The sequence below is a fragment of the Acidithiobacillus thiooxidans ATCC 19377 genome (genome assembly GCF_009662475.1).
In the GTDB taxonomy this organism is placed as follows: domain Bacteria; phylum Pseudomonadota; class Gammaproteobacteria; order Acidithiobacillales; family Acidithiobacillaceae; genus Acidithiobacillus; species Acidithiobacillus thiooxidans.
The window spans coordinates 132501-155190 of record NZ_CP045571.1 but is presented as its reverse complement, the minus strand read 5'-3'; the positions used below and the strand labels follow the sequence as shown (position 1 = coordinate 155190).

Below are 22690 nucleotides of genomic sequence, written 5' to 3'. Positions count from 1 at the left end.
AGACCACTGAGCCGATGAAACTAACGCCTCCAGCCATCATGACCATCATCATGCCGCCAACGCCCCGCCCATGGCGGTGGACCGTGATGCTCCCAAGGACGGGGCCGGTAATAGCGAATGGGCGCCGGCTGCACATAATACCCGGGCAATTGATAGCGCACAGGCGGCGGAGGTGGCGGCGCAGGAACATAATATACGCGGCGCGGTGGCGGCGCGTAATACACTGGCGGAGGCGCATAAACAGGTGCGGCATAATAACCGGGGTTATTCCCTAAAAACACGCTTAAACCAGGAACAGCAACGCCCAGGGACAAATCACCATCCGCCCAGGCAGGACTACTCAACCCAGCAAATATGCCTACAAATGCCACAAATTGCGGTATGCGATGAAGAGGGTGCGTCCATATCTTTATCATGTGGCCTCCTTGAGCCGTCAGACTCATCAAGATATATACCTTTGCAGATAAGCATGGGGATTCCCTATAGCTATCTGACTAACCCAATACCACAGCAAGAAACTTGCCAGTCCAGCAACCATATTTTTCAATGGGTTAAAAATACCCCCTGTAGCCAAATAACCACAGCAATGCGCCCAAAAATGGAAACTATTGGTTTTTTATCACGTTACCTTGTCGCCGAAAGCTTCTGATTCAGGCTGTAGCTGAAGATCTGCGTCGTAAACCATCCAAAACTGACTCCGTTCCAATTTTTTCGCCTTGATGGCATACAAGGCCTGATCGGCACAACGGAGCATCGCATCCTGATTTTCTATCAGCCCCGCATCCTTGCAAAAACAAATGCCAAGACTGACTCGTACGGGTAGCAGCAAGTCGTGGGACAATTTGGCCGGAGATTCCAGGACACGTTCCAAACGCAGCAGAACGGCCTCCAATACCTGTCGTTTCTCCAATCCTTCGAAGAGAAGCACAAACTCATCCCCACCCCAGCGGGCTACACAATCAGAAGTACGCAACGCCTCTTCCAGCCTTCGGGCGATAATCACCAGTAAAGCATCTCCTGCATCATGTCCGTATTGATCATTGACTCCTTTAAAATCATCTACATCCAGAATACCTAATGCGATGGATTGACTATTTTGACGGGCACGTGTCAACCCCTTTTCTAATCGCTCATTCAGCAGGCGACGATTCGCCAATCCGGTAAGGCTATCGTAATAAGCCACCTTACGAATTTCGGCTTCCGCATCGGCCAGTGCGTTATGACGTTTCCAGAGAGTGAGAGCTAGCCCCACACTACTTGCCAACTGCCCGATAAGTGCTTTCAGCGCTTGGCTAAAGTGTTTAGTTTTGGCATGGGCAACCACCAGCACAGCTTCCACCTGCGCTGCGTCCTGCAAAATAATCGGGTAAGCGATCATACTCCGTATTCGTCGTAGCTGTGGACGTCTTTCCATAGCCGGCGAATTTTCCGTCATTTCATCACGGAACCTGATTTCTTCTGCCCGGCCCAAACGAAACACCCGTTCAGGAAGGAAACTTCCATTACGAAGATCTTTTGGATTGAGTGCGGTTATCCAGGTAAGCAAGCTTTCACGCAAATCCTTTTGATCAGCCCCCAGAGCCGATATTTGCAGAGATTCAGTCATCGGATCGGGAACGAGCACGAACGCAGCAACCGCATTGGTTTCACGAACAATCGTTTGTACCAGACGCGCATACATGACTTTTGGTTCTGCCTGAACCAGAAGAGATTGCTGCGTCAGAAGTGCCGCTTGCTGGTACTGCCGTAAGTCGAGCAACTGACGCAGAAAGCGCACGGAAAGGCGATCCAGAATCAGCAAAAAAAGCAAAATAACTATAAAAGGGATACTTTGCCAGATATTCTGACGCCAGAAATTATGAGCAAATGCTAAAGAAGACCAGCGCACATAAGCCGTCCATGGGTAACCCGGCACCTCAACGCGCAGATACTGACCCGTCCAATGATCCTGTGGAGCAGGAAGTTGCCAAGTCCCACTTTTCCAAAAAGCCACTGGGATATGACCGGCACCCTTAATCAGAATATCCATATCTTCCGGGGTATGGATATTTTTCAGACGGGAAAGACGAAACGGCGATCCGATATAACCGACAACCTGCCCTTGATGATTCAACAAATGTTCGCGCATGGGCATCACCCAAATTTTACCCGGCAACAAAACCACGGGACGTCCAACCAGATAATCGGGGTTTCTCTTGAGCTGGGTAAATTCCGTGGCTTTTAGCAGAGGAGTTGGTAATTGTCCCTCACTTGACCAGATGATCTTATTTGCCTGAGCATCCAACAAGTTGATGGCAGCAATTGCAGGATGCGTCCTCTGAAACGCGATCATTGCCGCTTTTTTTTCTGTTGTGAGTAACAGCGGGTTTTGATCGAGTTCCAGTAAGGAGCGGCGAAAAAAGTCAGGTCATGGAAATGACCGTCCAGATTTCCTGCTAATTGATCGGCAATACTGCGCAAGGCAATCTCACCTTTATATCGAAACTCCTTGTGCAAGGATGCCCGTAAATCTTCGAAGCGCCAGCCCCACAAGGTAATAAACAAAACGGCCATTCCGATAAAAAACAAGTGCAACAAAAAAATCGGAGAAGACTGTATCGTCGAAAGGAACTGTTTAGTTCGGTGCATGTCGATTTTTTATTCGCGTTGCTCAAGATGAATAGCTTCACGCACCAGCTCCTGAATTTCTGTTTCGATGTGATTCAAGGTCTGATCCAGATAACCCAGGTCAGGATCGGACTTCACGCTGACCAAACGATGATGGGCGGCAACAATGGGATGATCCTCTGTTGCCCCATGTTCGCGCAGAAAGGCTATCAATGGGCAGGGCGGAGGCGTCGTGACAGAAACATCAATCCAGCCACGTCGCAACGCATCCATCAAGGGACGACGCAAGAGGTGTGCTGCATAGGCGCCCAATAAGCTGGCAGGATGTTTAGCGCTGCCTTCCGGTAAATCATAGCCCTGAATGACCATGGCGATGAGTTCATGGGCAGGCATCGGCCTGGCAATGGCATAACCCTGTATAAAATCCAGATGCAAAGCGCGCATGGCATCCAGAATAGGTAGCGTTTCGACGCCTTCTATCACCAATTCGGCATTCAAAGCGTTAGCCAACAGTTGAATACTCTGCACAAAAGCCAGATTTTTGGGTTGCGCCGTCAAGTCGCGGATAAAACCCTGATCCAGTTTGATTTTATCGATAGGCAGCTCTTTCATGCGCAGCAGGGAAGAATAAGCCGAACCGACATCGTCCAGAGCAATGCGTACTCCCGTATCCCGTAAAGCCTGCAGGCGGTCTTTAGCAATATGGCGGTTCAGAAAATCGCCACTTTCCAGAAGCTCAAGACATACTCTTGACGGAGCCACGGGACTGTTCGTCATGGTCCCCTTAAAACAAATCGCACAATCATGCTCAACCATAAAATCAGGATCTACATTGAACGACAGATTAAGAACAATGCCCTGGGCATCCAGTAACTCCAGAACCTGGAGGCCTGCTACCAGCATCAGGCGGCTGAGCTCTCGACGTTGCTCCATATCCAAAAATGGAATGAAAGAATGTGGGGAGATCAGCTGTCCGGAAGCATCGCGCATCCGTGCGAGAGCTTCAATTCCAACGATTTTTTGCTGACTGATGGAATATTCGGGCTGAAAATAAGCCACGACATCTTCAGGAAAGCGCCACGCGCTCAATCCCTTGGTATTCACCTGCTTTGCCAGGATAACGATTTTGTTTTTTCAACAAAAAAACCGGTGACGATAATTGCAAGCAAAATAGACTGACCCACAGTTAAAGCCTCATCCTAAGAATACAATAGCCTAACACTATGGCAACAAAGCAATTTGTGTCAATCCAAGCGTTTCGGGCAAGGCAAACAGGCGGTTCATGTTCTGAACTGCCTGCCCTGCCGCACCTTTCACCAGATTATCAATGACGGACAGAACCACTACCTGCCCGGGACGGGGCTGGTGAACGGCAATACGACACACGTTGGCCCCGCGCACAGAGCGAGTTGCCGGATGACTGCCAAATGGCAGAACATCAACAAATGGCTCCTGCGCGTAACGCTCTGCAAACAAGGTTTGCAAGGCGGCGTCACTCAACGGTTGCCGCAACCGTCCGTACAAGGTGGCATGAATCCCGCGAATCATGGGCATCAGGTGCGGCGTGAACTGTAGTTCAATCGTCTCCCCGCTCAGTTTTGAGAGAGTCGCCTCAATTTCGGGACGATGACGGTGACCACTCACCCCGTAGGCAGTGACACTATCTGCGGCTTCCGGCACGATCAGGTTCACCCGTCCAGTGCGTCCCGCACCACTTACCCCCGATTTGCAATCGGCAATCAGCGTATCTTGATGCAGTAATCCCGCCTCCAGCAAAGGAGCGAATCCCAGAATGACTGCGGTTGGATAACATCCGGGATTGGCAATCAGGCGTGATTGGGCAATTTGCTCCCGAAAATATTCCGGTAGTCCGTAACAAGCTGCACGCAACGCCTCAGGCGCCCGATGCGCCATGCCATACCAGTGCGCAAAAGCCTCCGCATCGGCCAGCCGAAAATCCGCACCGAGGTCAATGACACGCACATCACGCGCCAGCAGTTCCGGGGCGCTATCCATGGCCACGCCGTGGGGCGTCGCAAAAAATACGACATCCAGTTTTGCCAGAGTCTCTGGATCGGGAGCTGTATAACACAGATCACACACGCCCCGCAGATTGGGAAAATGGGTATCTACCCGTTCTCCCTCTTCAGCACGAGAGGTGATGACCTGCACTTCCACTTCGGGATGAGGAAGCAACAAGCGCAACAATTCCACTCCGGTGTACCCGGTACCACCCACAATGCCTGCACGAATCATGCTGTAACCCTCTGTCTTAGACCAACAACAAAAAAGCCGCCCTTAGGCGGCTTTTCCGATCCGAAGCGGTGTTATTAACGCTTGGAGAACTGATGACTACGCCGCGCCTTATGCTTGCCGACCTTCTTACGTTCCACTTCGCGGGCATCGCGGGTCACAAAACCCGCGCCACGGAGCGGACGCCGCAAGGTTTCGTCATAAACCATCAGGGCGCGGGTGATGCCGTGGCGAATGGCACCAGCCTGTCCGCTGGCACCACCACCGCTGACATTCACCAGAATGTCAAACTGGCTGCCGTGCCCGGTCAGTTCCAGTGGCTGCATGACTACCATGCGCGATGTCTCGCGACCAAAGTATTCTTCCAGGCTGCGCTTGTTGATGACGATCTTGCCAGAGCCACGACGCAAATAAACCCGTGCAGTTGCGCTTTTGCGCCGACCAGTGCCGTAATATTGTTCCATAATAGTGCTTACCTTAAATATCTAAAGTCTGAGGCTGTTGCGCAGAATGGGGATGCTCGGAACCACTATAAACCTTGAGTTTCCGGTACATAGCGCGGCCCAGGGAGTTTTTTGGAAGCATTCCCTTGACGGCAATTTCGATAATCCGCTCTGGATGCGTTTCCATCATCTTTTCAAAAGAAGCACTCTTCAGATTGCCGACATAGCCGGTATGATGATAGTACATCTTGTCTTTGGCCTTGTTGCCGGTCACCGCAATCTTGTCTGCGTTGATCACAATAATATGATCCCCGATGTCGGCATGGGGGGTAAATTCGGGCTTATGCTTACCGCGCAGGCGGGTAGCCACCTCTACAGAAAGACGGCCCAGCACTTTATCGGTCGCATCTACGACGAACCAGTCTCCCTGTACTTCATGAGACTTGGCAGAATAGGTCTTCATCACAAAACTCCGGCTTCGGGTTTTTCACTGAGGGGCGGGAGATTAGCGATGAAACGGGGCCATGTCAAGGCATATACGGGCTGGTGAAGACGCAAACTTCTCAAACCATTCCCAAGGGCGCCAGCAACCAGCCGAATAGCAGGATCAATATGCCCAGTGCGGCAAAAGTCTCCCAACTGCGCCGATGCAGCAGACGATCGGGGTTGCTGAGCACGGACGGTTTCCACAAGGTACTGAGATAGTAAGCAAAAGAAAAGGCGCTACCGAGAGCAATCAGAATGGCCAACCAATAGGCCTGGTCGTGCACATCGGCGATAATGACCAGCAATTTGGCAAAAAAACCTATGCTGGGCGGCATTCCAGCCAGCGAGAGCAAGGTCAGGCCCAGAAGCCCGGCCAGTACTGGTTGGCGCTCCCGCAATGCCGCCCAGGGGATGGCAATACTGTTTTCCGGCAGCGCCGACAGGCCCATGAAAGTCCCCATGTTCATCAAGCCATACACCAAGGCATAAATAGCGCCTGCGATGATACCCAAGGGGCCGACCGCGAGGGCGGCCAGAAAGTAACCGGCATGAGCAATAGCCGAATAGCCCAACATTCTTCGCAAATGTCCGGCGCGATAAGCCAGGACGTTACCCACTACAATGCTGGTTGCCGCAATGACGGCAATGGGTATTTCCAGCTTTGGTGTTGCCGCCGCCAGGGTAATCAGCGCCCCCATAATGGCGACTTTTGCCACTCCACCCAGAAAAATCAGAAATGGCGCTGGCGCGCCTTGATAAATGTCTGCTACCCAGGCATGAAAAGGCGCGGCGGCAATCTCAAAACTCAAAGCGGCCAGTAAGGCCAGCACGCCCATCAATCCGAATACATTGGATGTCATATCACCCATTGGCGGAATTACTGCCAGACTGCCATCACCCAGATAAATCAAGGCAATTCCAATGGCAAACTGGGCCGATGCAAGCCCGGCCAGCACCGCATATTTAAAGGCGGATTCTACGGCTGCGCGGCCGCTGCCAGGCCAGGCCAGCAACGCAAAAAAAGGTAACACCTGCAGCTCCAGACCAACAAACATCAACAGAAGATTCTGGGCACTCACCAAAATCAGACTACCTGCCAACATAGTCAGCAACAGCCCAACCAAACTGCCTGTCATCTTTCGGGAAAGTGGATGAAAGGTAATAAAAAACAGTCCCGCCGCCATGGCCAGGCTCAAATAGACACCGAGAAGAGTGGCGCTGAGATCCCAGTACAGATCAGCTCCCAGAGCCATATGTTCGACGAAAATACTGGCTGCAGCAGCAATACTGCTGATTCCGCCTAACCAGGGCATGAGTCGACCCAGCCGCAGGGCATCTGCGAGAAAAGCAATCAGTGCCGCAGCAGCAACTATGAGTAATGGCAGCAAGGTTGGACTATAAGCCATGACCACCTCCGGCAATGACATCTCCACTATGAATGGAGAGCAGGGTACCCAGATGGGCAAGGATGATCTGGGGATCCAGGCCGAGCCACAAGGTCAGCAGTCCCAGCACCCAGAACAGCAACCACTCGCTCTGCTGCAAATCCACCAGATTATCCGGCAAGGTTGCGTTCAGCGGACCCAGCATGATCCGCTCGTAGGCACGTAAAAAATAGACCACACCCGCGAGGATCCCCAAGGTCGCCAGTCCAGCAGCCCAAGGCAACACCCGAAAGGCCCCTGCCAGGCTGAGAAACTCTCCAGGAAAATTGGCCAGCCCCGGCAGCCCCATTCCTGCCAGAAAGAAAAAAAGCATCCAGGCACCGAGACGGGGCGCGCGTCGAAACAAGCCTCCCAGCCCTGACCATTCTCCCGTCAAACCCCGGCTTTCCATAATGCTGACTACGCCGAACAGTCCTGCCGAGACCACGCCGTGCGCAATCAACAAAAACACACTGCCATGTATGGCCTGCGTTTGCAGGGCAAACAGTCCGAGAGCCACCAGGTTCATGTGGCTGACACTGGCCCAGGCTGCGAAAAGGCGAAGGTTGGCAGCATTGAGGGCGAGGAAGGCCCCATACAGGGTCCCGATTGCACCGAGAATAATGCCGACCGGGGCAAACTCCAGTGCCGCCTGGGGAAGCATGGGGATAGCAAAATGAATCAGGCCATAGGCACCTGCGGTCACGGCGGCCCCCGAAAGAAACACACTCCCCGCCGGCGCGGCATTGCCGTAGCCAGAACCCGCCCAACTATGCAGAGGGAAAAGTGGCATTTTGACCGCCAGGCCGGCGACCATACCCAAAAACAGCCAGATACCGAGACCCCCGGTAATACGGGTGTCAGCAAGCTGCAAAATGGAAAAATTATAGATCCCGGTCTGCTGACCGTGGAGGACATAAACTACAACCAGTGCGACCAGAAAAAGTAACGAGCCAACGAAGGTGTACAACAAAAACTGTAAAGCAGCAGCACGGCTTTTGTGGCCGCTGCGCAAAATCATGAAAGCTCCCGCCAATGCGAGGATTTCATAAAAAATATAAAACATCAGGACATTCTGAGCGAAAAATATCCCGAACAAAGCTCCGGACATCACCAGCACGGCGCTCGCCAGCGCCCGGAATTCGGGTAAGCGCCAGGCAAAAGCCAGACTCACCGGAATCAGCAAAGCGCACAGAAGCGCCAGGGTGCTGCCCAGAGGGCCAGCGTGCAAGGTCCAAAGACTACCCAGATAAGGGATATGGAGAGCATGTCCTAAAGTGCCGCTGGCTCCGGGGGCAAAACGCTGAATCAACGCCAACAACAATTCGAGCAGTGCGATGCTCATGGCAAAGTACTGACCACTTTGTTTTTGCGCAGAAAGCCACAGCGCCGCAACCCAGGGGAGAACAATCAACACCGTTACCAGGATCACAACAAGTACCCCCAGGCGATGAAGAGCAGCACCACCAGACCCAGAATCATGCCACTGGCATAGCGACTGATCAGGCCATTTTCGCCCGCTTCCAGAGCGCGGCTACCGAGTCCAAAGCCGTCTCTCAGCCCGCCGAGCAGCATCAGTTGAAAACCGCCCTGCTCAATCAGTCGGTCCAGGATATGCGCGAATGCGTACCAGATGGGCGGAAAAATGCGTAGAAAAATCCGGTCGAAAAACCAGGCATTGAAAAGAAAGGCTATACGACTGAGGCCACGACCTTCACGCTCCCATTGTGCGGCTTTGTAGGCAATGGCAATACCAATGAGGGTGGCCACTGAACCCGCCACTTGCAGAAAAATATTCACATCCCCCGACGGGGCTGGCGGCATGCCCAACTCTGGAGCCAGCCAGGGTAACCAGATTTTCGGGCCTGGCCAGCCCGGCGGAAACTGCAGCCAGCCAATACCAATACTGGCAACGGCCAGGATTCCCAGAGGAATTTTCATGCCCCAACCCATCTGATAGGGCTCGCCCGGCTTTTCCGGGCCTTCAAACACCAGAAAATAAAGCCGAAACGCATAAATCGCCGTAAATACTGCGCCCAGCAATGCCAGCACCCAGAGCAGCTTACCACCGGGAACGATAAAAGCCGTAGCAATAATGGCGTCCTTGCTATAAAAAGAGGCCGAAATCACGGGCACGGCAGCCAGGGCAAAAATACCCGCCAGAAACGTCCAGCGTAAAAAGGGTTGCTGCTTTTTGAGGCCGCCCATCTGGCGAATATCATGATTATCGCTGTAGATGAGAATGACCACACCCGCGCCCATAAACAGCAGCGCCTTGAAACAGGCATGTACAAGCAGATGGAAAAGGCCGAGCGAAGGAGCACCAATGCCCACCCCGAGAAACATGTAGCCCAGTTGGCTGATGGTGGAGTAGGCCAGCACCCGCTTGATGTCCACCTGAGCAATACCGCAACTTGCCGCATACAGGGCGGTAAAAGCCCCGCTCAACCCGATCACCCAGAGCATCCCGGGGACTGCTGCAAAAATAGGGTACAGACGAATACACAAATACACGCCAGCAGTGACCATGGTAGCCGCATGAATCAGGGCGGAGACCGTACTGGGACCGGCCATGGAATCAGGCAACCAGATATGTAAAGGAAACTGCGCAGATTTGGCAACAGCACCAATCAACACCAAAATCCCCGCTATGGTGAGGGCCAGTAGATCGGGGCGGGCCGCCACAGCCGCAAACAGCGTGTGGTAATTGAGGGTGTGATATTCGGCAAACAGGATAAATATTGCCAATGCCAGGGCTGTATCCCCAATGCGGGTCACCACAAATGCCTTGCGCCCGGCCCAGGCATTTTCCTGTTTGCGATACCAGTGCGCCACCAGGGCATAAGAACACAAGCCGACCGTCTCCCAACCCAGGTAAAGAAGCAGCAGGTTATCTGCCATGGTGAGAATCAGCATTCCGCCCACAAATAAGTTCAAATAAAAATAGTAGCGCCGCTCGCCGTAATCGCCGTTCAGATATTGCTGGGAAAACAGATGGATCAGAAAACCTACAAAGGAGGCAATACTGATCATGACCAAAGTCACTTGATCTACATGAAAGCCTATATTGGCATGGAAATTACCCACCGAAATCCAGGTCCAGACCTGTTCATGGAGATTGGGGTCGCGACCGTGGGTCATCCAGACTGCAAATACCACCAGGGTAGACAGGAAGGGCATGGTTGCGGCCATACGACCTATTTGCCGTGGCGAAAAATGCTCCCCAAAAATGCCATTCAGCAACGCCCCCAGCAGAGGAAAACCAGGGATTAGAAAAAGCCACTCATTCATCGACTTCCTCCCGAAGCTGCCGCAGGTCATCTACCGTATCCCCGCCCAGTTCCTGCTTGACGCGCAACAACAAAGCCAGGGTCAAAGCCAGGGCCGCACCGCTCAGCGCCATCATGAACACCACCAGTACTTGCCCGGTGACAGAATGCCAGCGGGCACCTCCGGCCAGAGCAATGACCATGGCAGCGTTAAAGAGCAACTCAATGCCCAGCAACAAAAAAATGAGATTGCGGCGCAAAATGATCAACGCCATTCCAATCACAAAAAGTAATGCGGCAATCACCAGTGCGAGTTCAAGCGTCATGATCATCCCTCCGATGAATTGCCAGCACGGCGGCAATCACGGCAAAGAGCAGCAGCGCCACAGCCTCCGTGAGCCAGAGATAGGGACCAAAAAGGGCACGCCCTACTGTGCCTGGGCCTATTTCCTGAATAAGCACCATCAGATCCGGGCGACGACTGAAAAGAAGAATCAGGACTGCCGTCAGCAGAACCACCAGCACCGCTGGCCACCAAAAACCCGGCGCCAGCGCGGTTCTTCCCGGATCGTCAGCGGAGTGCGTAACAACATGATGGCAAAAAGAAAAAGGACCAGAATAGCGCCCACATACAACATCACTTCCAGAGCCGCGACAAAGGGTGCTCCCAGCACCAGAAATAGAATGCTCAAGGCCAGCAGGCTGACGCCCAGATTCACCGCGCCATGCATGGGATCACGGACCACCAGCAACGCGGCTCCGGTTGTGAGAATAATCAACAATAACAGCAAGATCAGAAAAATTGTCATGGCAGATTACTCCGGACATTGACGGGCGTTTTTTCGTTGATGCCCTCACCTTTATCCTTGTCTTGCAGCGCCACTCCGGAATGCCGATAAAAATTGTAATGCGGATGCTTACCCGTCCCGTCAATGAGCAACGCCTCTTTTTCGTAGATAAAATCAGCGTGGTGTTCTTTACTGAAAGCAAATTCATCGAGGAGCTGGATGGCCAGCGTCGGACAAGCCTCCTCACAGAGGCCGCAATAAATGCACCGGGAAAAATTAATGCGAAACGTCAGGGGATAGCGGCGCGTGTCAGGGCGCTCCCCGGCTTGCAATTCAATGCAACGCGTCGGACATACCGCTGAACAAAGCTGGCAGGCAACGCAGCGCTCATCACCGTCGGGATCACGCGTAAGTACGGGCCGTCCCCGCCAGCGTGGCGGCAAATTCAAAGGCTCCTCAGGATAACTGACGGTTGAAGTTCGGCCCAGCTGACGCAAGGTCGTCCACAGCCCTGCACCCAGTTCGGAGATATTGCGCCAGACCCTCATGCCAGCCTCCACAAAGCTGCCGCCAAAGCCGTCGCAAGCACATTGAACAGGGCCAGTGGCAGAAGCACTTTCCAGCCCAAGGCCATTAACTGGTCATAACGTGGTCGGGGCAAGGTCGCCCGCAACCAGAAAAACACGAAAATCACCGCTGCCGTCTTGATCAGCAGCCAGATCCATCCAGGTAGCCAGGGACCATGCCAGCCGCCGAGGTAAAGTAATGCCGTCAGCACTGCGATCAAGGTCAGGCCAAGATACTCTCCCAGGAAGAAATAGCCAAAGCGCATCCCCCCGTATTCTGTATTAAATCCGGCCACCAATTCACTTTCTGCTTCGGGCAAATCAAAGGGAAGGCGGTGGGTTTCGGCCACACCGGCTATCAGAAAAATGACAAAACCCAGAGGCTGAAGGACGATATAGGGCAGATTTTGCGCCGCGACGATCCCGTTGAGGGACAGCGATCCACTCAGCAAAACCACACCTAAAAGGGCCAGTCCCATGGGTAACTCATAGCTGACTAACTGGGCCACTGCCCGGACTGCGCCCAGCAGGGAAAACTTGTTGCCCGAAGCCCAGCCCCCCAGAAATACTCCGTAGGCGTTCAGAGAACTCATGGCCAGAATGAACAACAAACCGATATTCCAGTTGCCTGCCCAGGAAAAATGATGATCCAGCGGCACCACGGCAAAGCTGGCCAAAGCGCTGAAGGCCACCAGAACCGGTGCCGCTCGGTAAAGCACCGGATCGGCAAAATCGGGCACAAAATTTTCTTTGCTCATCAACTTGAGGGCATCGGCAAGCGCCTGGCCGACGCCCAGAGGGCCCAGGCGATTGGGGCCCAGACGATTCTGCAGAAAACCCAGAACCCGCCGCTCTGCAAAAACCAGAAAACCCGCCACACCCAGCAAAATCAGGGTGGTAAACAACATGCCCAGAGCCATCAGAAAAAGCATCATCGGCTTTGCTCCCAGCTGACTTCGACGGGATCACCAGGATATAAGCCCAGCTCGGCGAAACCTTCCTGATCAATGGCAATGACCCCTTGGACCATTTCTGCGCAGGCAATAACCGGCAACTGCAGATCTCCGCAAGGACCATGCAAGGTAGCAGCCACGGCCTGAACATCCGGATGCACCCGCAAACCCCGGGCCGGAGCCAGAGAATGCAGTTCGTCTGCGGTATCAGCCAGCGTTTCCCCACCAAACCAGCGAAAAATATCGAGCTCCCATTGCTCGGGCGTCACCTTCCGGGTTGCCGGAACTGCTGCGATTTCAAAGCGGGCACGAATAGTGTCTGGCAATAAAACTCCGGGGCCCTCTGGGTCTGGCCGTTCAGGACACAGAAAATGCAAATAAAAATCCAGCCGTTTTTGCCAGGCTTCGTGCAAGTGCAGCATTTCCGCCAGACGACCCAGCCAAAACAAAGGCGGCGGCGGACCGAGCGGGTGTTTCAAGCCTCCGGCCGCCTCGGGAAAGCCGCTGCCATGCACCGCCGAGTGCAGTACCTGCGCCTCGCGGCGATAAACCGGTGAAAACGCCTGAATCCGGCCTTCATAATTCACAAACAAACCGGCCCGCTCGGGAAAGGCCGCCACGGGTATCAAGGCTTCTGCGCTTCTGGCCGTTTCTGAATCAACCATGTCCAGCAAGCTCAGACCATCCAGACCTGGAGCGAGCGTTCGCCAGGTACCCGCCCCCCAGTCCTCCCCCAAGGGATCAGCGCCCAGACAAAGCAGATGATTGATTTTGCGTTGCCGCAAGGCCTGCTGCAGGCGCTCGGTATGACCGTCTGCCGCAAAATAAGCGGCCCCAAACAAATTGGGTCGATTGACAAAAGCACCGGCCCGGGCGTTGGCAGGCAGTTTTTCCAAGGTTTTGCGCAGTGCATACAAACCAGATGGGCCCAAGGTTTCTGCGGTGGCCAACAGCACCGGAAACCGTCCCCCCTGCAAACAGGGATCATCCGCTAATTCGGCAACCTGATCACGCAAGGCACTGGGGCGTAAAGGCCGATAATCCCCTTTTTGGGCCAATTCGGTCCGGCTGCTGGCCAGCACCGTCAAACTTGCGCCCTGGCGCAATGCCTGACGTACGGCAAAACCCGCCATGGGGGCAATGCTGTCCAGATCGCCGATGACCACAATGCGGTCGGCAGCCGCCACTTCCTGCAAACTGGGCGCCTGCGGAAGTGCCAGGCATTGTTGTGCCAGCGCTTCTGCCCAGGAACTGGTGACCGCAGCAAAAGGCGCATGCAGGCAGTCTGCCAACGCAAAAAGACCCAGATTACTTTGCAGATCTTCGCGCGGGGAGCCCAGAAAGCCACTGCGTCCTTCTTCCAGACGGCTGGCCAGCTGACGCAAGACGGCATCCTGACGGCTGGGTTCCCCCTTCAGGCGGGGCTGCAGGGGCCGGGAATTTGCCGTCACGTAGGGAAAAGCATAGCGACCACGGTCACAGAGGAAGTGACCATTTATTTCCGGCCGTATGCGGTTTCGTATGCGGCGCAAGGTTCCCAGACGCGCTCCGGGAGTCGTGTTACAACCCACTGCACAATGAGGGCATACCGAAGGACCCTGCTGCAAATCCCAAACCCTGACATAATCATGACGAAAAACCTTGTCCGTAAATACGCCCGTCGGACAGACTTCGACCAGATTCCCGCTGAATGGACTTTCCAGCGGACCATCTTCCAGGCGTCCAAAGCTGACCCGGTTGCGGGAGCCGAACACTCCGAAATCTTCACCCTGGGCAGCATCCTGATAAAAACGCACGCAGCGATAGCAGGTAATGCAGCGATTCATTTCCTGATACACCAAAGGACCGAGGTCCTGATTGCGATAGGTACGCTTCGGACCGCTGTAATGGCGCACACTATGTCCGGTCTGCACCGTCATATCCTGAAGATGGCATTGTCCACCCTCATCACAGACCGGACAGTCAAGCGGATGGTTGGTCATCAATAGCTCAATAATTTCCCGATGCTCGGTATGCACGTCGTCTTCCAGAGTAACCAGTTGCAGACCATCGCTGGCTGGCAGCAGGCAGGCCATGGTAATCCGGGGTGGGTGTTTGCTGTCATGGGCGTACATTTTCACGGCACATTGCCGACAAGCCCCCAGACTTCCCAAAGCGGGATGAAAACAAAAATAGGGGATCTGCTGATCTTTTCCGGCGGCAATAGCTGCCTCCAGCACATTCTGTCCAGGGGTGAAGGGAATCTCCTGACCATCCAGAAAAAATACATGCTTCATGATTGAGGCCCCCGATATGGACAATGACCCAGGCGAACATGTGCCTCAAAATCATCCGCAAAGGCATGTAAACCCGAAAGCACCGGCATCAGCGCTCCCGGAGCCAACGCACAAAAACTGTTGGGGGCAATTTGCCCACCAAGCTGATGCAGGGTCGCAATATCCTCGGCACTGCCTTCTCCAGCCTCAATCCGCTCCAGCAACCAGCGCACATAGGGCAAGCCTTCCCGGCAGGGCGTGCAGAATCCACACGATTCGCGCGCGAAAAAACGGGTCGTCGCCACCAGAAAATCGACGGGGCACTGCCGATCATCCATCAGAATGAAGCCGCCTGTACCCAGTCGCGAACCGACTTTGGCCACCGCATCAAAATGCATGGGCGTATCGAAGTGTTCGGGCATCAGAAAGGGTGTGGAGGAGCCCCCCGGCAACACCGCGCGCAAAGTGCGCCCTGGCTGCAAACCTCCAGCATGTTCAAACAGTATTTCCTGAGCGGTCGTTCCCATGGGCAATTCAAAAACACCGAGGCGTTTCGCAGGGCCACAGACACTGTACAATTTGCTGCCCACGCCGCCATTGACGCCCAGACTGCGAAACCAGTCCGCGCCATGCGCGAAAATACCCGGCAAATGCGCAATGGTTTCGGCGTTGTTGACAGTGGTCGGTTGCTGCCAGAGCCCCTGTTGACTGATATGCGGAGGTTTTTTACGCGGATTTGCGCGTTTGCCTTCAATGGCATTGAGAATGGCCGAATCTTCGCCACAAATATAGCGTCCCAAAGAAACATGAATATCCAGGCGCAAATCGCCATCAGGCAAGCGCATGAGTCCTGCCTCGCGGGCCTGATGCAGTGCTTTTTCCAGAACACGGGCACCTGCTGCATATTCACCCCGTACAAAAATGACGGCATAACGCACCCCCAGAGCGTGAGCCGCAATAAACATGCCTTCCAGAATATGGTGCGGAGCCCCGAAAAGCAGAGCACGGTCCTTGATACTGCCCGGCTCGGTTTCATCCAGATTGCAAACCAGATAACGCGGTTCAGGAGCATCAACTCCGCGCAGACGCCATTTGAGACCCGTCGGAAAGCCCGCACCACCACAACCCCGAAGCCCGGATTTTTCTAGTTCCGCAATAATATCAGCGGGATCCATCTGCACGGCTCTTGCAAGCCCCACATACCCCCCGGCATCCCGGTAAGCGCGCAGATCTGCCGGATCGGGATCTGCAAAATGCCGGCTCAGGATGGCTTCCATATATCCGCCTCCAGTTGTGCCAAAAGCCGGGTCAATGTCTGGGTGTCCACCGGTCCCAGCGCCTGGTCATCCACCATCAGGGCGGGGGCCCGATCACAGAGGCCAATGCAGACATGCGGTATCACCGTCAGTTTGCCACTGCGACTGACCTCACCGAGATCCACGCCCGAATGCTGGCGGGCCTGGGTCAGGATATCCTGAGCCCCGGCCATATGGCAGGCGATGCTGTCACAGATGCGCAGAACATGGGTGCCCACCGGTTCACGCAACACCAGGCTGTAAAAGGTGCAAAGCTCCTCGACCTTGACCGGACTCAACCCGGTCAAAGACGCTGCCAGACGCAATGCATCCTCATCAATGTAGCCTCTGGCCTTTTGCAGGACCTGCAGGACTTCACTGATGGCGGCTTCCGGAACCGGTGACGCCACCACCAGATCCTGCAACCTGGCGAGAAGCGATGCATCATTCAAGTCAACGATCGAGGTCGGCGAGGACATAATCTATGGATCCAATCGTGGCAATAAAATCGGGGAGGGCCGTATCGCGCCCCAGTTCGGTAATCAGCTGGACGTGGGGGAAGGAAGGAGTCCGTACCCTGAGCCGGTATGGGTGGGCGCTACCGTCAGCCACAATGTAATAGGCGAGCATGCCGCGCGCTGACTCGGTGATGCTCAGTACCTGTCCTGCAGGAGGACCAATTTCGCCCGCCATCTGCTCGAAATGGTGAATCAGCGTTTCAATATCCCGCAAGGTATGGTCTTTGGGTGGCAGGGCATACCGGGCGTCAGCAGCCAGAGTCGCACCATCCGGCATTTTGTCGGCGAGCTGCCGAAGCATCCCGATACTTTCGCGAATTTCATCAATATGCAGTTGGGTTCTGGCTAAAGCATCCCCATCGGTGGAGGTCGGCACCTCAAAATCAAGAGCATCGTATAGCCCGTAGGGTGCTGCTTTGCGCATATCCCAGGCTTTGCCCGTACTGCGCAAGACAATACCCGATGCGCCCCACTTTTCCGCCTGCGCCGCTGACAGCACCCCAATCCCCTGAGTGCGGGCGCGGAAAATGGGATTCCCTACAGTGAGTATCTCCGTATCCCGCAAACCGGACTCTACTTTCTGGAGGACTTGCAGCAGATCATCGCGCCAGTCCTCCGGCAAGTCAGCCGCTACTCCACCAATCCGAAAAAACTGTGGATGCAGGCGCCCGCCGGTATATTTTTCGATCAGATCGAGCAACAGCGCTCTATCCCGAAATGCATAAAATGCCGGTCCCATGGTGCCGAGATCATTTCCATAGCTTCCCAACCACACCAAATGGGAAGATATCCGGCAGATTTCCGCCAACAAGGTCCGGATACCCTCGGCGCGATCCGGCAATTGCAAATCCGCCAGCATCTCCACCGCACGGACATAGGGAAACTCACCCAGGATTCCCCCCAGATAATCCACCCGGTCGGTATAGGGAATAAAATTATGGAACGTATGTCCTTCGGCTATTTTTTCCACACCCCGATGGTGATAACCAATATCGGGGTCCACGCTGGCAATTTTTTCCCCGGAAATTTTCAGTACAAAGCGCAAAATTCCGTGGGTTCCTGGATGATGTGGGCCAACATTCAGTACCGTCTGCCCGGATTCCGGAGCTGACACCTCGTCGCTGTAGGCTTTGAGTGCTTCCTGCAAATCGGTTTTACTCAAACGATAGGCGGGGCGCTCTGTGGCGCGGATGGCTTCGCTTTTTCGCAGCGGGTGCCCTTCCCAGAGGGGCGGGAGTAAAATGCGCCGCAAATCCGGATGACCACTGAACTGCAGACCAAACAGATCGTACACTTCCCGTTCATACCAATTGGCATTGGCAAAAATACCGGTTATCGACGGTACCGGAAGCTCGGCGTCGGCGTGTGTCACCCGCAAACGCAGGGCACCACAACCCTCCAGTCCGTGCAGATGATAGGTCAAGGTATATTGTGCAGCCTCTGCGGCACCATGTGATCCTTCATCCACGGCCGTCAAATCCAGCAACATCGGAAAAGACGGTTGCATTTGTTCATGCAGGAATTGCATGGCCGGCAGCAACTGCTCTTCAGGCAGCAGAAAATCCGGCCAGCCATCCCGCCCATCGGTAACCGGACTCGCAGCAAAGTGCTTTTGCAGCATCTCAGCCAGAAGCATTAGTCAGCTCCCGCTGAAATATCCGGGGAGGATTACGCCGGATTTTCTGCTGCAACAATAACAAACCGTCCATCAGGGCTTCCGGGCGGGGTGGACAACCCGGCACATAAATATCTACAGGCAGCAGTCGATCAATACCCTGGACTACGCTGTAGACATCATACATGCCTCCGGAATTGGAACAGGAGCCCATGGAAATTACCCATTTGGGCTCCAGCATTTGTTCATATATCTCCAGAATCATGGGCGCCATTTTCACGAAAATCGTCCCTGAAGTGATCAGCACATCCGACTGCCGGGGCGAGCCGCGCAGCACCTCTGCACCAAATCGCGACAAATCATGGCGGGGCGTCACGGCAGCCACCATTTCAATAAAACAGCAGGAAGTGCCAAAATTCAGGGGCCAGAGAGAACCTGCCCGACTCCAAGCCAGCATTTCTTCAAATTTGCCCACCAGCAAAGACAAGGGACCCGGAGCTAATGCCATTGCAAACCTCCCATGCGCCACTCATAAAACAAGCCCAGACCCAAGATCACCATAAAAGCCAGTCCAGCCACAACCGGTCCCCAGCCCAAGGCATGAAAAGCCACCGCCCAGGCAAAAAGAAAAGCGGCTTCCAGCTCAAACACCAGAAAGGAAACGGCCAGAAGATAAAAAGCAACGGGGGTTCGCGGATGCGTACTGGTGTTGGCTCCCAGCCCACTTTCAAAAGGAATGTTTTTATTGCGATTGGGGTGTTGTCCGCCGAGCAGACCCGATATCCAGAGAATACTCATCAATACCAGCAACACTGCAGCGGCAAAAATCCCGACTATCAGGGCAGGGCTCGCCATCATTGCCGATTCTCCCAAAGTGCGATTTTTGTCGAAAAATACAAAAAGCCCCCTTTTCAGAATTCAGGCACGGCGCGATACCACGCAGTGTCATCATTGAACTACGCTGTATAGTATAGACCATCATTTGTAGCGCATCTGAGGAGCTCTCACATGAATATTTGGGAAGACCCCGTCGTCCAGTCGGGCATATTGGACTATCTGGAGCAAAAACAACTGCTGGCCAGCTTCACCAGCATGGGTGGTGTGGCACTCAGGGAAGGTGCACAGTGTCACTGCAGTCTTCCCGAGCATGAGGGCAATGAAGTGATTGTGCTTTGTCAGTTTGATTTTGAAGAACTGGTCCCCTTTGGAGCTGCTGGAGATCAGCGTCTGCGACAACAGGGACAGGCGCATGTGCGTCTTGATGCCAATGGTCAGGTCAGTGACGCATGGTTATGCCGGCCGGGTTCCTGCTAAAAAGTCCATTCAGCTTTTCATGAGCAGGGCAGGATCTTGCAGCTTACGGGCGTAGCGCAAACCGACCACCGCAACAGCAGCACAACCCAGAATGGTAATGCCCAATGGGAACGCACTGTGCATGACCATACTGCCAATAACCATGGCAGAAACAGATGCAGCCGTAAACTGCATGGCTCCGAGCAGTGCTGAGGCACCGCCCGCATGAGCGCCTTGCCCGGCCATGGCCAGTGCCGTGGCATTGGGACCGACCAGACCAATGCTCGCGACATAGACGAACAGCGGCAGCATAATGGCAAACATGCTGATTTCTGGATAATAACCAATGATAAACAATACGATACCCGCCAGCAACTGAATGATCACCACCGTCTGGAGGATTCCTTCTGCTGTGTAGCGCCGATGCAGGATTCGGTTGAGTTGTGACATGACTACCAGGCCCAAGGCATTGGCACCGAATATCCAGCCAAAACTGTTGGCCGGGACTTTATAAAGATCAATAAACACAAAGGGTGATCCGGCAATATACGCAAACATGCCGCCGTAGCACATGGCATAAACCAAAGAAAAAGCCATAAAACGCCTGTCCTGCAAGAGCGCATGGTAACGCCGCAAAACCTTGCTGACCTCCAGGGAATGTTCCGCTGTGGGTTGATGGCTTTCGTGCAATCCCAGATAGACCAGCCCAAAAATAAACAGCCCGAATACTGTCAACAACCAGAAAATACTCTGCCATCCCAACCAGACCAGCAAGTATCCGCCCATCAACGGCGCGATAATAGGGGCAAGGCCCATCACTAGAATCATGGCGGCAAAAATATGTGGCGCTTCCCTGGGGGAAAACAAATCACGCACCACGGCCCGGGAAATCACCAGACCTGCGCATGCTCCCAGCCCCTGCACAAAACGTAGACCGATCAGCACCCCGATAGAGGGAGATAAAGCACAGCCAGCCGAAGTCAGCACATACAGTATCAGTCCCAGCAACAGGGGTCGGCGGCGTCCAAAACGATCCGAAAGCGTCCCAAAAAACAACTGCCCCAGAGAAAGTCCTACAAAAAAACTGGCCAGGGTCAACTGCACCGCCAGATGTGGCGCTGTAAAATAGCGGGACAGCGTCGGCAGACTGGGAAGGTACATATCAATAGACATCGGGCCAAAGGCGCTTAACATGCCCAGGATAAAAATCAGTCGTCTTTTATGCAGCAACGTTTTTCCTTGCCATGCCTGATAAACCAAAGGCACGGGACGACCGTGCCTTCTGTTTTCACTAAACCTTATACTGAGCTAAGGAGGATACATCCTGATCTCAGGAATGCTTTTTTACCGGGCAGGTTTTGATACCCAGCAAAGTATACAACCCACAAAAACCAGTGATTCCAGTAATCAGGGGCACCAATCCAACCACTGCCCACCATTTGTTTTCACCGTGCAAGAATACTGCGAGCACCACAATAATCACCAACCCCACAATCACCCGGATCAGACGATCCATGCTTCCTTCATTGACTGGCATTGCCCTCTCTCCTGCAGGAATTTCCTGCCCGTATCAACTGGAACTGGATTATAGTACGTAAACTCCCTGAATCACTAAAAATGATCTGTTTTTACCAGGGACTGGATGTCAACCCGATTTCTTTCCCAGGCATTTTCGGTCCCTTTACCTACGGCAATCATGTACCCGATCGCATGATTTTCTGGCAAATGGATCAGTTTTGCCACAGCATCAAAATCAAAACCATCCATCGGACAGGAATCATAGCCGAGATCCTGGGCCAACAACATCAACGTCATTCCAAAAATGCCCAGGGTACGCATGGCTTCATCCCGCGCAATTTCCGGTTTTCCGCGATAGTATTCATCCAGTTTCGGCAATAAAAAATCCTGGACCGGCTGCGGCGACGTCGCCCAGTAACGTTGCGGATCTTCCTGCCACGCCTCCAAATCTGCACATAAAACAAAGAGCGCCGATGCATCGGTGACTTGTGCCTGACCCCAGGCTTGTTCACGAATGGCCGCACGCAGCTGCGGATCCTGCACATCCACAACCCGCCAATGCTGAATGTTGTAGGCACTGGGTGCTAAAGAAGCGTGCTCCAGAAGCGTTCTTTTGGTTTCGGCAGACATCTGATGATGCGGATCAAAGGTCTTCGCTGCACGACGTTGCTGGACTGCGGTAATGACATCCATATACTCACCTCTTCGATGTTATAAAATAAGTCATCACAATCTAGTGTAGTGTTGCATTCTGTTTGCTGCTTAAATGGCTGTTGGCGCGAATGACTTTTTGCAGGATGTCGCGGGCGGTTTTGGTCCAGATGAAAGGTTTGGGATGGGTGTTGTGGTGGTCGATGTACCCCTCAATGGCCTGGATGAGTTCAGGCACACTGGTGAACACCCCACGACGTAACCGCTGGGTCGTGATATCCCGAAAGAAACGCTCGACCATGTTGAGCCAGGATGCCGAAGTGGGCGTGAAGTGCATGTGAATACGCGGGTGCTTGTCGAGCCACGCCTGTACTACCGGGTGTTTATGGGTCGCATAGTTGTCGGCAATCAGATGCAGAGCCTTGTCCCTGGGCGTCTGCCGATCAATTTTCTTCAGGAACTTCAGCCATTCCACATGGGTATGGCGCTGTTGACACTGTCCGATGACCTGACCATCCAGCACGTTGAGGGCGGCAAACAAGGTCGTAGTGCCATTACGTTTGTAGTCGTGGGTCATCGTTTCTGCGCGGCCCTTTTTGAGGGGGAGTCCCGGTTGGGTCCGGTCCAGGGCCTGTACCTGACTTTTTTCATCCACGCAGAGCACCAAGGCATGCTCCGGGGGAGACATATACAACCCCACAATATCTTCCAGCTTTTCCACAAAATGCGGGTCACGTGACACCTTGAAACCACGCA

The 22690-nt window shown here is 53.9% G+C and carries 26 protein-coding genes (1 of these 26 running past the window's edge); 1 reads left to right on the top strand and 25 read right to left on the bottom strand.

The window, feature by feature from the left end; all coding sequences use genetic code 11:
* Positions 1-20 precede the first annotated feature (20 nt).
* The 21 genes from GCD22_RS00765 to GCD22_RS00670 form a co-directional block, all read right to left on the bottom strand.
* Positions 21-416, bottom strand: a complete 396-nt coding sequence (locus tag GCD22_RS00765) for a hypothetical protein (protein ID WP_024894620.1) — start codon at positions 414-416, stop codon at positions 21-23.
* Between the two features lie 203 nt (positions 417-619).
* Entirely contained in the window at positions 620-2332 is a 1713-nt protein-coding gene (locus GCD22_RS00760) for a sensor domain-containing diguanylate cyclase (RefSeq protein ID WP_024894621.1), read from the bottom strand.
* Complete coding sequence (locus GCD22_RS00755; protein ID WP_024894622.1) at positions 2329-2628, bottom strand: hypothetical protein; 300 nt, start codon at positions 2626-2628, stop codon at positions 2329-2331. The genes GCD22_RS00760 and GCD22_RS00755 overlap by 4 nt, the downstream gene beginning before the upstream one ends.
* A 9-nt stretch (positions 2629-2637) precedes the next feature.
* The gene (locus tag GCD22_RS00750; RefSeq protein ID WP_024894623.1) at positions 2638-3711 is read right to left on the bottom strand and encodes an EAL domain-containing protein; all 1074 of its coding nucleotides are present in this window, start codon (positions 3709-3711) and stop codon (positions 2638-2640) included.
* Between the two features lie 117 nt (positions 3712-3828).
* Entirely contained in the window at positions 3829-4863 is a 1035-nt protein-coding gene (gene argC, locus GCD22_RS00745) for an N-acetyl-gamma-glutamyl-phosphate reductase (RefSeq protein ID WP_024894624.1), read from the bottom strand.
* A 74-nt stretch (positions 4864-4937) separates the two neighbouring features.
* A complete protein-coding gene (gene rpsI / locus GCD22_RS00740) occupies positions 4938-5324 on the bottom strand; it encodes a 30S ribosomal protein S9 (protein ID WP_010640716.1) in 387 nt (128 codons plus the stop codon).
* Positions 5325-5337: 13 nt separating this feature from the next.
* On the bottom strand, positions 5338-5766 hold the full coding sequence (gene rplM, locus GCD22_RS00735) for a 50S ribosomal protein L13 (RefSeq protein ID WP_010640718.1): 429 nt from the start codon (positions 5764-5766) through the stop codon (positions 5338-5340).
* Between the two features lie 100 nt (positions 5767-5866).
* On the bottom strand, positions 5867-7195 hold the full coding sequence (locus tag GCD22_RS00730; protein ID WP_031570983.1) for an NADH-quinone oxidoreductase subunit N: 1329 nt from the start codon (positions 7193-7195) through the stop codon (positions 5867-5869).
* The gene (locus GCD22_RS00725; RefSeq protein WP_139110833.1) at positions 7185-8645 is read right to left on the bottom strand and encodes a complex I subunit 4 family protein; all 1461 of its coding nucleotides are present in this window, start codon (positions 8643-8645) and stop codon (positions 7185-7187) included. The genes GCD22_RS00730 and GCD22_RS00725 overlap by 11 nt, the downstream gene beginning before the upstream one ends.
* A complete protein-coding gene (nuoL, locus tag GCD22_RS00720; RefSeq protein WP_024894628.1) occupies positions 8642-10504 on the bottom strand; it encodes an NADH-quinone oxidoreductase subunit L in 1863 nt (620 codons plus the stop codon). The genes GCD22_RS00725 and nuoL overlap by 4 nt, the downstream gene beginning before the upstream one ends.
* On the bottom strand, positions 10497-10808 hold the full coding sequence (locus GCD22_RS00715; protein WP_010640723.1) for an NADH-quinone oxidoreductase subunit NuoK: 312 nt from the start codon (positions 10806-10808) through the stop codon (positions 10497-10499). Before GCD22_RS00715 ends, nuoL begins: the two co-directional genes overlap by 8 nt.
* Positions 10798-11007 (bottom strand): hypothetical protein, encoded by a 210-nt coding sequence (locus GCD22_RS18315; protein WP_244947554.1) that lies wholly within the window; start codon positions 11005-11007, stop codon positions 10798-10800. The genes GCD22_RS00715 and GCD22_RS18315 overlap by 11 nt, the downstream gene beginning before the upstream one ends.
* A complete protein-coding gene (locus tag GCD22_RS18310) occupies positions 10989-11291 on the bottom strand; it encodes an NADH-quinone oxidoreductase subunit J family protein (protein WP_244947553.1) in 303 nt (100 codons plus the stop codon). The genes GCD22_RS18315 and GCD22_RS18310 overlap by 19 nt, the downstream gene beginning before the upstream one ends.
* Positions 11288-11818: an NADH-quinone oxidoreductase subunit NuoI gene (nuoI, locus tag GCD22_RS00705; protein WP_024894631.1), complete on the bottom strand. Its 531-nt coding sequence runs from the start codon at positions 11816-11818 to the stop codon at positions 11288-11290. The genes GCD22_RS18310 and nuoI overlap by 4 nt, the downstream gene beginning before the upstream one ends.
* Entirely contained in the window at positions 11815-12771 is a 957-nt protein-coding gene (nuoH, locus tag GCD22_RS00700) for an NADH-quinone oxidoreductase subunit NuoH (RefSeq protein WP_024894632.1), read from the bottom strand. The genes nuoI and nuoH overlap by 4 nt, the downstream gene beginning before the upstream one ends.
* On the bottom strand, positions 12768-15065 hold the full coding sequence (locus GCD22_RS00695) for a 2Fe-2S iron-sulfur cluster-binding protein (RefSeq protein WP_024894633.1): 2298 nt from the start codon (positions 15063-15065) through the stop codon (positions 12768-12770). Before GCD22_RS00695 ends, nuoH begins: the two co-directional genes overlap by 4 nt.
* The gene (locus tag GCD22_RS00690) at positions 15062-16321 is read right to left on the bottom strand and encodes a complex I 51 kDa subunit family protein (RefSeq protein ID WP_024894634.1); all 1260 of its coding nucleotides are present in this window, start codon (positions 16319-16321) and stop codon (positions 15062-15064) included. Before GCD22_RS00690 ends, GCD22_RS00695 begins: the two co-directional genes overlap by 4 nt.
* Positions 16306-16818, bottom strand: coding sequence for an NADH-quinone oxidoreductase subunit NuoE (gene nuoE / locus GCD22_RS00685; RefSeq protein WP_024894635.1), 513 nt, complete (start codon positions 16816-16818; stop codon positions 16306-16308). Before nuoE ends, GCD22_RS00690 begins: the two co-directional genes overlap by 16 nt.
* Positions 16793-18493, bottom strand: a complete 1701-nt coding sequence (gene nuoD / locus GCD22_RS00680) for an NADH dehydrogenase (quinone) subunit D (protein WP_024894636.1) — start codon at positions 18491-18493, stop codon at positions 16793-16795. Before nuoD ends, nuoE begins: the two co-directional genes overlap by 26 nt.
* Positions 18480-18980 carry an NADH-quinone oxidoreductase subunit B gene (locus GCD22_RS00675; RefSeq protein WP_010640737.1) on the bottom strand — a complete coding sequence of 167 codons (501 nt, stop codon included), beginning with the start codon at positions 18978-18980 and terminating at the stop codon, positions 18480-18482. The genes nuoD and GCD22_RS00675 overlap by 14 nt, the downstream gene beginning before the upstream one ends.
* Positions 18971-19330 carry an NADH-quinone oxidoreductase subunit A gene (locus GCD22_RS00670; protein ID WP_024894637.1) on the bottom strand — a complete coding sequence of 120 codons (360 nt, stop codon included), beginning with the start codon at positions 19328-19330 and terminating at the stop codon, positions 18971-18973. The genes GCD22_RS00675 and GCD22_RS00670 overlap by 10 nt, the downstream gene beginning before the upstream one ends.
* 150 nt (positions 19331-19480) lie before the next feature.
* On the opposite strand from GCD22_RS00670, the gene GCD22_RS00665 reads away from it, so the two are divergent.
* Positions 19481-19786 (top strand): hypothetical protein, encoded by a 306-nt coding sequence (locus GCD22_RS00665; protein ID WP_024894638.1) that lies wholly within the window; start codon positions 19481-19483, stop codon positions 19784-19786.
* Positions 19787-19795: 9 nt separating this feature from the next.
* On the opposite strand, the gene GCD22_RS00660 is transcribed toward GCD22_RS00665, so the two are convergent.
* The 4 genes from GCD22_RS00660 to GCD22_RS00645 form a co-directional block, all read right to left on the bottom strand.
* Positions 19796-20995: a Bcr/CflA family multidrug efflux MFS transporter gene (locus tag GCD22_RS00660; protein ID WP_029316252.1), complete on the bottom strand. Its 1200-nt coding sequence runs from the start codon at positions 20993-20995 to the stop codon at positions 19796-19798.
* 100 nt (positions 20996-21095) lie between these two features.
* Positions 21096-21302: a YgaP family membrane protein gene (locus GCD22_RS00655; RefSeq protein ID WP_024894639.1), complete on the bottom strand. Its 207-nt coding sequence runs from the start codon at positions 21300-21302 to the stop codon at positions 21096-21098.
* A 74-nt stretch (positions 21303-21376) separates the two neighbouring features.
* Positions 21377-21976, bottom strand: a complete 600-nt coding sequence (locus tag GCD22_RS00650; protein ID WP_031570980.1) for a nitroreductase family protein — start codon at positions 21974-21976, stop codon at positions 21377-21379.
* A gap of 40 nt (positions 21977-22016) precedes the next feature.
* On the bottom strand, positions 22017-22690 hold the 3' portion of the coding sequence (locus GCD22_RS00645; protein WP_065972780.1) for an IS630 family transposase. Its footprint extends 412 nt past the window's final position; only the last 674 of its 1086 coding nucleotides appear in the window; the start codon falls outside the window, past its right edge; the stop codon is at positions 22017-22019.